The 9,485-nt window shown below is 71.7% G+C and carries 10 protein-coding genes; 9 read left to right on the top strand and 1 reads right to left on the bottom strand.

The genetic code is table 11. The features are described from left to right. From QM633_RS14715 to QM633_RS14735, 5 genes are all read left to right on the top strand, one after another. Positions 1-248: PfkB family carbohydrate kinase (locus tag QM633_RS14715; protein WP_415154517.1), on the top strand; the 248-nt coding region annotated here is incomplete at its 5' end. Positions 249-268: 20 nt separating this feature from the next. After that, positions 269-1,063 carry a DeoR/GlpR family DNA-binding transcription regulator gene (locus tag QM633_RS14720; RefSeq protein ID WP_415154526.1) on the top strand — a complete coding sequence of 265 codons (795 nt, stop codon included), beginning with the start codon at positions 269-271 and terminating at the stop codon, positions 1,061-1,063. Positions 1,064-1,153: 90 nt separating this feature from the next. Further along, complete coding sequence (locus QM633_RS14725) at positions 1,154-1,645, top strand: ribose-5-phosphate isomerase (protein ID WP_415154518.1); 492 nt, start codon at positions 1,154-1,156, stop codon at positions 1,643-1,645. Between the two features lie 12 nt (positions 1,646-1,657). Further along, entirely contained in the window at positions 1,658-2,524 is an 867-nt protein-coding gene (locus QM633_RS14730; protein WP_415154519.1) for an HAD-IIA family hydrolase, read from the top strand. Positions 2,525-2,545: 21 nt separating this feature from the next. Next, positions 2,546-3,904: a sn-glycerol-1-phosphate dehydrogenase gene (locus tag QM633_RS14735; protein ID WP_415154520.1), complete on the top strand. Its 1,359-nt coding sequence runs from the start codon at positions 2,546-2,548 to the stop codon at positions 3,902-3,904. Positions 3,905-3,911: 7 nt separating this feature from the next. Here the strand turns inward: QM633_RS14735 and QM633_RS14740 are convergent, their stop codons facing one another. After that, the gene (locus tag QM633_RS14740; RefSeq protein WP_415154521.1) at positions 3,912-4,685 is read right to left on the bottom strand and encodes a FadR/GntR family transcriptional regulator; all 774 of its coding nucleotides are present in this window, start codon (positions 4,683-4,685) and stop codon (positions 3,912-3,914) included. Between the two features lie 156 nt (positions 4,686-4,841). Here QM633_RS14740 and QM633_RS14745 point away from each other — a divergent pair, with 156 nt between their 5' ends. The 4 genes from QM633_RS14745 to QM633_RS14760 form a co-directional block, all read left to right on the top strand. Next, a complete protein-coding gene (locus tag QM633_RS14745) occupies positions 4,842-6,194 on the top strand; it encodes an MFS transporter (protein WP_415154522.1) in 1,353 nt (450 codons plus the stop codon). 3 nt (positions 6,195-6,197) lie between these two features. Further along, positions 6,198-6,995, top strand: coding sequence for a sugar phosphate isomerase/epimerase family protein (locus QM633_RS14750; RefSeq protein ID WP_415154523.1), 798 nt, complete (start codon positions 6,198-6,200; stop codon positions 6,993-6,995). Beyond that, positions 6,992-7,852, top strand: a complete 861-nt coding sequence (locus QM633_RS14755; protein WP_415154524.1) for a phosphogluconate dehydrogenase C-terminal domain-containing protein — start codon at positions 6,992-6,994, stop codon at positions 7,850-7,852. Before QM633_RS14750 ends, QM633_RS14755 begins: the two co-directional genes overlap by 4 nt. Positions 7,853-7,873: 21 nt before the next feature. Next, a partial coding sequence (locus QM633_RS14760) for a dihydroxyacetone kinase family protein (RefSeq protein WP_415154525.1) occupies positions 7,874-9,485 on the top strand: 1,612 nt, incomplete at its 3' end.

Consider the following 9,485-nt stretch of genomic DNA (forward strand, 5'->3'; position numbering starts at 1 on the left):
CCCTCGGCGCGCGGGGCAGCGTGGCGGCGACGGCGAGCGGCGAGCGGATCGCGCGAGCGGCCGAGCCGGTGGCGCAGGTGATCGACACCACCGGTGCCGGGGACGCGTTCGTCGGCGGCCTGGCCACCGTGCTGGGCCGGGGCGGAGAGTTGTCCGAGGGCGTCGACCTCGGCACCCGCGCCGCCGCCATCTCCGTGCAGTCGCTGGGTGCCGCGGCGTCCTACGACCGGCTGGTCGAACTCCGGTGACGCCGGAGCCGGGCGCGCGGATGCGCGGCAGCGGGGGCAGGGCCTCGGCGGACGCGGTGCGGCAGCGGCGGCGGCGGCTCGCGGAACTGGTGTCCCAGCGCGGCACCCTCAGCGTGGACGAGATCGTCGCCGAGACCGGGGTGTCGGCGATGACCGCCTACCGGGACATCGACGCGCTCGAGGAGGCGGGCCTGCTCACCCGGCCGCAGCGGGGGGTGGTGGCGGCGAGCGCGTCCCGGCTGAGCGAGGTGAGTGCGGCGCTGCGGCTGGAGCAGCACGGGACCGAGAAGCAGCAGATCGCCGCGGCCGCCGCGGCAGTCGTCCGTCCCGGCAGCTCGGTGCTGGTGGACGACTCGACCTCCGCGCTGTGGACGTTGCGCGCGCTCGCCGGCGTCCCGCTCACCGTGGTGACCAACTCTCTCCTGGTCGCCCGCGAGCTGGCCCGGACGCCGACCGTCCGGCTGCTCGTGACCGGCGGGGAGTACCAGCCGTGGGCGGAGTCGCTGCTCGGCAGGACGACCCTGGACATGATCGCCGGCGTGCGCGCCGACTACTGCCTGCTCAGCGCCTCCGGGATCAGCGACGACCAGTGCTTCCACCCCTACGAGGACGTCGCGCAGGTGAAGCGGGCGATGATCGCATCGGCCGAGCAGCCGATCCTGCTGCTCGACCACACCAAGTTCGCGCGCAGGGCGCTGCACCGGTTCGCGGCGCTGGCCGACTTCGCGCACGTCGTGGTCGACTCCCGAGCGCCTGCGCCGGAGCTCGCGCACCTGCGGGAACGCGGGGTCGGTGTCGTGGTCGCCCCGGGTTGAGTATCGCAAAATTCGATGAATATATCGCAAAATGTGTTAGATTTATCGTCGGGAGAGCGCGAGCGCGCTCGCTGCGGGGAGGAGTCCGGGATGGGTCTTCGTATCGTGGTGGCAGCCGACGTCGCCGGCCATGAGTACAAGGAGCGGCTCAAGGCCGACCTCCAGGCCGATCACCGGGTCGAGGAGGTGATCGACGTCGGCGTCGGCGCCGGCGAGGACATCGACTATCCCCACGTCGCGGTCGCCGGGGCGCGGCTGATCGCCGAGGGCAGGGCCGATCGCGGGCTGTTCGTCTGCGGCACCGGGATGGGCGTGGCGATCGCGGCCAACAAGGTGCCCGGCATCCGGGCGTCCGTCGCCCACGACAGCTTCTCCGTGGAGCGCCTGGTGCTCTCCAACAACGCGCAGGTGCTCACCTTCGGCCAGCGGGTGATCGGCATCGAGCTCGCGCGCCGGCTGGCGAAGGAGTGGCTGGGCTACGCCTTCGACCCGGGCTCGTCCTCGGCGCCGAAGGTCGCCGCGATCGAGGGCTACGACCGGCAGTTCGGCGGCGAGGACGTCGAACCGTCCCGCTGCGACTGAGAGCGTCCGGCGATGGCACCCGGCTCCGTGCTGAACTATCCCGGCGAGCTGTACGACGCCTACGTGTTCGACCTGGACGGCACGATCTATCTCGGTGACCACCTGCTGCCCGGAGCGGCGCGCCTGGTCGGTGAACTGCGGCGGCGCGGGATCCCGGTCCGGTTCCTGTCGAACAACCCCACCAAGGACCCCGAGCAGTACGCGGAGAAGCTGGCGACGCTCGGCCTGCCGACGCCGGTGGAGGACATCGCGAACACCGTCGTCACCACGGTCGCCTGGCTGAGCGCCCACCACCCGGACGCGGTCGTCTTCCCGATCGCGGAGGAACCGCTGAAGCGGGCGCTCGCCGCGGCCGGGATCCGGATGAGCGAGGACGCGGCGCAGATCGACATCGTGATCGCGTCCTACGACCGCGCCTTCGACTACCGCAAGCTGCAGATCGCCTTCGACGCGATCTGGTTCCACAAGCGGGCCTTCCTGATCCAGACCAACCCCGACCGGTTCTGCCCCTTCCCCGGCGGGCGCGGCGAGCCCGACTGCGCGGCGATCACCGCGGCGATCGAGGCGTGCACGGGGACCACCTGTCGGCGCAGCCTGGGCAAGCCGGACCCGATCATGCTGCGGACCGTCATGGCGACGATCCCCGGGGCGAGGATCGAGCGCTCCGTGATGGTGGGTGACCGGCTGCAGACCGACATCAGGATGGCGATCGACACCGACATGGTGGCCGCCGTCGTGCTCACCGGCGAGGCGACGGCGGACGACGTCGCCGCGCTGCCGGCCCACCTGGCCCCGGCGCTGGTGCTCGACCGCATCGACCGCCTCCTGCCGCCGCAGGTGTGGGACGAGCGGGGCTGGTCCGCGACGGACCCGGACTGACCTGTACCCGGAGGAGAGCACGTGAGCGAACTCGTCGCCAGGGCGCTGGCGGAGGCCACCGACACGCGGGAGGTGCGGGTCGGGCGCGGCGTGCTCACCCAGGTGCCCGACGCGTTCCGGTCGGTGTTCGGCGACAGGAACGCGGTCGTGGTGGGCGACGAGCGCACGATGGCGGTCGCCGGATGGGCCGTCCACGCCGCGCTGGCAGCGGCCGGCGTCCGCGTGGCCGACCCCTACGTGTTCCCCGGAGAACCCGAGCTGTACGCACGGTATGAGAACGCCGCGCTGCTGCGCGACACCCTCCGGGCCAGCGGGGCGGTGGCGGTGGTGGTCGGGGCGGGCACGCTGAACGACCTGGCCAAGCGGGCGTCCGCGGAGCTCGGTGAGCCGTACGCCGTGGTCGCAACGGCGGCGTCCATGGACGGCTACACGGCGTTCGGGTCCTCGCTGGCCGTGGACGGCTACAAGCAGACCCTCGACGCCCCCGCGCCCGCGCTCGCGGTGGCGGACCTCGAGGTGATGGCCGCCGCCCCGGCCGCGATGACCGCCTCCGGCTACGGCGACCTGCTGGGCAAGCTGACCGCGGGTGCGGACTGGCTGGTCGCGGACGCCGTCGGTGCGGAACCGGTCGAACCCGGGGTGTGGAAGCTCGTCCAGGGGCCGCTGCGCGAGGCGCTGTCGCGTCCCCGGGCTCTCGCCGCGGGCGATGTCGAGGCGATCGGCGGGCTGGCGGAGGGCCTGCTCATGTCCGGGCTGGCCATGCAGGCCCACCACGGTTCACGGCCGGCGTCCGGCTCGGAACACCTGTTCTCGCACCTGTGGGAGATGGAGGGGCACGGCGTCGAGGCGACCCCGCGACGGCTGTCCCACGGCTTCAAGGTGGCGGTCGGCAGCGTGGCGGTGACCGCCCTCTACGAGGCGCTGCTCGAGGACGACCTGGCCTCGCTCGACGTGGACGCGGCCGTCGTAGCCTGGCCGTCCGCCGCGGAACGGGAGCGGCTCGTGCTCACCCACCACAGCCGGCCCGGGCTGCGCGAGGCGGCCGTGCAGCAGACGATGGCGAAGTACGTCGACGCGCGTGGCGTGGGCCGCAGGCTGGAGGCGCTGGCGACGGCGTGGCCGGCCCTCTCGCGGCGGCTGCGCGAGCACCTGGTGCCCGCGGCGGAGCTGCAGTCGATGCTGCGCGCGGCCGGCGCCCCCGCCCACCCCGCGGAGATCCGGCTGGGCTGGGCGGAGTTCCGGGCCACATATGTGCGCAGCGAACTGATCCGCGCCCGCTACACCGTCCTCGACGCCCTCGCCGAGGCGAACCTGCTCGAGCCCCTGGTGGCGCGGCTGTTCGCGCCGGACGGCTTCTGGGGACGGCAGGCCCCTGCCTGAGCCCAGGTCAGCTCGCGTCGGCCTGCGCAGCGGTCGTTGCCTCCGCGTCGGAGCCGGAGAAGGTGCGCAGGCGTTCGGTCGCCGTCCGCATGTGGGCGGCCATGGACGCCGAGGCCACCGCCGGATCGCCGGACCGGACCGCCTCGAGGATCGCGCGGTGCTCGGCGATCGTCTGGGCCATCTGCTGTCCCCGGCTCACCGACCGGTCGACCCAGATCCGCAGCAGCGACCGGGCTGTGGAGAGCAACTGCCGGGTGATCTCGTTGCCCGCCACCCGGGCCAGTCGGTCGTGGAACTTGAAGTCGGCGGTCACGAAGGCGGGGATGTCGTCGACCGCCTGCTCGAGGGTGGTCACGCACTCCTCGAGGTAGTCCAGGTCGGCCTCGGTCGCACTGGTCGCGGCCCCCGCCGCAACGAGCACCTCCAGGTGCGAGCGGATCTCAAGGAGCTCCTCGGTGCTCTGCGGGCTCACCAGCATGCCCCAGGTGAGGGTCTGCGGGAGGAGTTCGGAGGTCGTGCCGGCCACGTAGGAGCCCGAACCCGGCCGGACGTCGATGATTCCCAGGACCTCCAGCGCGGCCAGGGCGCCACGGATCGCGGACCGGCCCACGCCGAGCTTCGCGGAGAGCTCTCGTTCGGGGGGAAGTCGCGTGCCGACGGGGATGTCCCCGCTGGTGAGGTAGGCCAGGAGCCGGCTCGCCACCCCGGAGATCGCGGTGCGCTGCGGGAGCTGGCCGAAGAGCTCCCCGTCCCCTGGCCCGTCGAAGACGCCGGCTTCCATGACGCAAACCGTACCGGAGATGCCCCGGATTGCGAGGCGGGCGTCGCGACGCCGTTTTCGAAAATTGGCCAACCGGTTGACCGGTGAACCAATTCTGGGGGAGACTGCTCCCGACACCGACGTCGTGCGCCAACGGTGGCGCGAAAGGAGTTCGATATGTCTGCAGCAGTTGACGTACCGAGCGTCGAGCGATCGACGATCAAGAAGGTCTCGGTCCGGCTGGTGCCCTTCGTGGCACTCATGTTCTTCATCAACTACCTCGACCGCACCGCGATCGGGTTCGCCGGTCCCAACGGCCTGAGTCAGGACCTCGGGATGACCGCAGCCCAGTTCGGCTTCGCCTCGGGCGTGTTCTTCATCGGCTACATCCTCCTGGAGGTTCCCTCGAACCTCGCCCTCCACAAGTTCGGTGCCCGCATCTGGCTGGCCCGGATCATGATCACCTGGGGCCTGGTCGCGGTCCTGTTCACCTGGGTGTCCTCGGCGACCCAGCTGTACTGGCTGCGGTTCCTCCTGGGCGTCGCCGAGGCGGGCTTCTTCCCCGGCGCCATCCTGTTCCTGAGCCTGTGGGTGCCGAGCCGCTACCGCGCGAAGGTCCTCTCGCTGTTCTACCTCGCCCAGCCGCTCACCACGGCCATCGGGGCGCCGCTGGCCGGCGCCCTCATCCAGGCCCACGGCGTCTTCTTCGGACTCGAGGGCTGGCGATTCATGTTCTTCGGCGTCGGCGTGCCGGCGATCATCATCGGCATCGTCGCCCTGTTCTACCTGAAGGACAAGCCGGCGGACGCCCACTGGCTGACCACGCAGGAGCAGGAGTGGCTGACCGCGGAGCTCGCCTCCGAGCGGGACGCCACCAATGCCCGCGAGAAGCACCCCTCGGTGCTCAGCGTGTTCAACAACGGCCGGGTCTGGATCCTCAGCGTGATCTACTTCGGCTTCGTCTACGGCCTCTACGCGCTGGGCTTCTTCCTGCCCACGATCGTCAAGGGCTTCCAGGCCACCCTCGGAACGAGTTTCGGGCCGGTCCAGCAGGGTTTCGTGACGGCGATCCCGTACCTGCTCGCCGCCGTGGCGCTCTACCTGTGGTCGGCGGACGTGCACAGGCGTGGCCTGCAGACCTGGCACATCGCGGTTCCTGCGCTGGCCGGCGCGGTCTCGGTCCCGGTCGCGCTGTTCAGCGCCACCCCGGCGCTCACGATGGCGATCGTCGCGGTCACCGCCTGTGCGATCTTCTCCGCCCTGCCGAACTTCTGGACGCTGCCGACGCAGTTCCTGACCGGTGCCGCGGCGGCGGCCGGCGTGGCACTGATCAACACCATCGGCAACGTCGCAGGCTTCTCGGCCGGCTACGTGACCGGGTGGCTGCACGACGTCACCGGCGCCTATGTCGTCCCGATGTTCGTGGTGGGCGGCTTCATGGCCCTCTCGGCGGTGCTGATGCTCGTCCTCGCGAGGAAGGGCAAGGTCGCCGCGGCGGACCAGTCCGCAGAGATCGCCGTGGGGCACTGAGCGATGGCGGTCGGACTCAGCACCTACGCCCTCTTCTGGGAGTGGTCGTCGCTCAACCCCGAGCCGATCAGCCTGGCCGGCATGCTGGCGCGGACCCACGAGCTGGGTTCGACCGTCTTCCAGATCTGCGACTACCCACCGGTGGAGGACCTGGACGCCACGCAGCTGGCCGAGGTCCGCAGGACCGCCGACGATCTCGGCATCACCCTCGAGCTCGGCACCAGGGGCGTCCTCACCGGGCACCTGCTGCACTACCTCGACATCGCCGACGCCCTCGGCGCGACGATGCTGCGCTCGATGGTCCGCCAGGGCCCCCAGGTACCGGGCATCGAGGAGTCCACGGCACTGGTCGCGCGGATCGTTCCCGAGCTGGAGCGGCGGGGGATCACCCTCGCCCTCGAGACCTACGAGCAGGTCAGCACTGCCGACCTGCTGCGGGTGGTGACCGGCGCCGGGTCCGCGCAGGTCGGGGTCTGCCTCGACCCGGGCAACACGGTCGCGGCCCTCGAGCTCCCGATGGACGTGGTGCGCGCGTGCGCCCCCTACGTCCGCAACCTGCACGTGAAGGACTTCGCCTTCTCGCGGCGCGACGGCTGGGTGGGCTTCACCTACGCGGGGGCGCCGTTGGGCGAGGGCCTCCTCGACTACGACGCGATGGTCGCGCTCGTCCGCCCCGACGAACGGGGCATCAACCAGATCATCGAGCACTGGCTGCCGTGGCAGGGAGACCTCGCCACCACGCTCGAGCTCGAGCGCACGTGGACCGAACACAACCTGAACTACCTGAGGAGCAAGAAATGACCAATCCCGCTGATGTCAAGGTCGCAGTCGTCGGAGCCGGCGGCAAGATGGGCATGCGCGTGTCCAACAACTTCGCCAAGAGCGACTACCAGACCGCCTACGTCGAGAACTCGCCTGCCGGCGCCGAGCGCGTCCGCGCCACCGGACGCGAGCTGACCGACCAGGCCACGGCTGTGGCCGGTGCGGACGTCGTCGTGCTGGCCGTGCCGGACATCGCGCTCGGCCCGGTCACCCGCTCGATCGCCGACCAGCTCAAGCCCGGCGCCGTCGTGATCACCCTCGACCCCGCCGCCGCGTACGCGGGCCTGCTGCACCTGGTCGAGGGGGTCGGCTACCTGTGCGCTCACCCGTGCCACCCGTCGGTGTTCCTCGAGCGCAAGACCGCTGAGGAGTGGTCGGACACCTTCGGCGGCATCGCCGCGCCCCAGGAGGTCGTGGCGGCGCGCCAGGCCGGCACCGATGAGCAGCAGGACCTCGGCGAGGCCGTGATCCGCTGCATGTACGGCCCGGTCATCGACGTGCACTGGGTGACCGTGAAGCAACTGGCCCAGCTGGAGCCCACCCTGGTCGAGACGGTCGGCTGCATGATCGGCCAGTTCCTGAAGGACGTGATGGACCACGCCATCAACGAGGTGGGGATCCCGGAGCCGGCCGTGAAGGCGATCTTCTACGGCCATGTCTACATCGCGCTCACCAACGCGTTGCGTGGCTCGAACCCGTTCTCCGATGCCTGCCTGCTGGCGATGGACTACGGCCGCGAGGCCGTCATCAAGGACGACTGGAAGCGGATCTGGGACGACTCCGACCTCGACGTCGTGCTGGCCAAGATGCTCCGCCTCGAGTCGATCGAGCGCTGAGCGGCGGGCCTGGAGACGACGATGACGAGGGTCCTCAACGAGGTGGCCGGCTTCGCGGACGACGTCCTGGCCGGGCTGGTGGGCGCCTACCCGCAGTACGTGCAGCGGGTGTTCGGCGGCGTGGTGCGGGCCGGGGAGTCCCCGGCCGGCCAGGTGGCCGTGGTGATCGGCGGCGGCTCGGGCCACTTCCCGGCCTTCTCGGGCTGGGTGGGCCCCGGGCTGGCCCATGCCGCGGTGCAGGGCAACGTGTTCGCCTCGCCCTCGGCGTCCCAGGTCCACTCGGTGTGCCGGACGGCGGAGAACGGCGGCGGCATCCTGCTCACCTTCGGCAACTACGCCGGTGACGTGCTGCACTTCGGGCAGGCGGCGACCCGCCTGCGCGCCGAGGGTCACGACGTCAGGGTGCTCCCGGTCACCGACGACGTCGCCTCCGGCCCCGCGGACGCCACCGAACTGCGCCGCGGCACCTGCGGCGACCTGATCGTGTTCAAGGTCGCGGCCGCGGCCGCCGAGCGGGGGTCGTCGCTCGACGACGTCGAGAAGGTCGCGATCCGCGCGAACGCGCGCACCCGATCGCTCGGCATCGCCTTCGACGGGTGCACCCTTCCCGGCGCGGCAGAGCCCCTCTTCAGGGTTCCCGCCGGCGAGATGAGCGTGGGCCTGGGCGTCCATGGCGAGCCCGGCATCAGGGAGGTGCCGATGGGCACGGCGGCGCAGATCGCCGACCTGCTCGTGGACGGCGTCCTCGCCGAGGAGCCGGTGCGTGCCGGCGACGGGTACACCGGACGGGCCGTGGCGCTGCTGAATGGCCTCGGCACGGTGAAGTACGAGGAACTCCTGATCGCGTACGCGCGGGTCGCCGAACGGCTGGCCGGCGCGGGCATCGAGGTGGTCCGACCCGAGGTGGGCGAGTTGATGTCCTCCCTCGACATGGCCGGGCTCTCGCTCACGGTCTGCTTCCTCGACGCCGAGCTGGAGGAACTCTGGTGCGACCCGGTCGAGACCGTGAGTTTCCGCCGCGGCGGTGCGCCGGTGGCGGCGGCCAGGGTCGTGCCCGAGGCGGCGCTCGCGCCGGCGACCGCGTCCGTCGTCGTGGGCACGGAGGAGTCGAAGGCGGTGGCGCGATCCGTGCGGGACGCGCTGGCCGCGATGAACCGGACGGCGCTGGCCCACGAGACAGCTCTGGGCAGGCTGGACGCGGTGGCGGGCGACGGCGACCACGGTCAGGGCATGACGCTGGGCTCGACCGGAGCGCTGGCTGCGGCCGATCGCGCCCTGTCCGCGGGGGCGGGGGCGCGGAGCCTCCTGATCGCGGCGGGAGAACAGTGGGCGGAGAGTGCGGGCGGTACGTCCGGGGCCCTGTGGGGGTCCGGCCTGGTCAGCTTCGCCGGGGTGCTGGATGACAGCGGCCGGCCTGACGTGGGCACGATCGTCGCCGGTGTCGCGGCCTTCGCCCGCACCCTCGTGGACGTCGGGGGCGCCCAGCCGGGCGACAAGACGATGATGGACGCCGTCCTTCCGTTCGCGCAGGCGCTGGCCACGGCCACCGAGGCGGGCGCGGCGCTGCCGGATGCCTGGCGGACGGCCACGGCCACCGCTGCGGAGGCCGCGGCCGACACGGCGGCGATCGTCG

The organism is Propionicimonas sp., assembly GCF_047606205.1.
Taxonomy (GTDB): Bacteria; Actinomycetota; Actinomycetes; order Propionibacteriales; family Propionibacteriaceae; genus Propionicimonas.

What these genes read in the sequence shown, in the direction of transcription:
- QM633_RS14720 (WP_415154526.1), top strand. Translation starts at nt 269, where the DNA reads ATGCGCGGCAGCGGGGGCAGGGCCTCGGCGGACGCGGTGCGGCAGCGG.
- QM633_RS14725 (WP_415154518.1), top strand. Translation starts at nt 1,154, where the DNA reads ATGGGTCTTCGTATCGTGGTGGCAGCCGACGTCGCCGGCCATGAGTAC.
- QM633_RS14730 (WP_415154519.1), top strand. Translation starts at nt 1,658, where the DNA reads ATGGCACCCGGCTCCGTGCTGAACTATCCCGGCGAGCTGTACGACGCC.
- QM633_RS14740 (WP_415154521.1), bottom strand. Translation starts at nt 4,685, where the DNA reads ATGGAAGCCGGCGTCTTCGACGGGCCAGGGGACGGGGAGCTCTTCGGC.
- QM633_RS14745 (WP_415154522.1), top strand. Translation starts at nt 4,842, where the DNA reads ATGTCTGCAGCAGTTGACGTACCGAGCGTCGAGCGATCGACGATCAAG.
- QM633_RS14750 (WP_415154523.1), top strand. Translation starts at nt 6,198, where the DNA reads ATGGCGGTCGGACTCAGCACCTACGCCCTCTTCTGGGAGTGGTCGTCG.
- QM633_RS14755 (WP_415154524.1), top strand. Translation starts at nt 6,992, where the DNA reads ATGACCAATCCCGCTGATGTCAAGGTCGCAGTCGTCGGAGCCGGCGGC.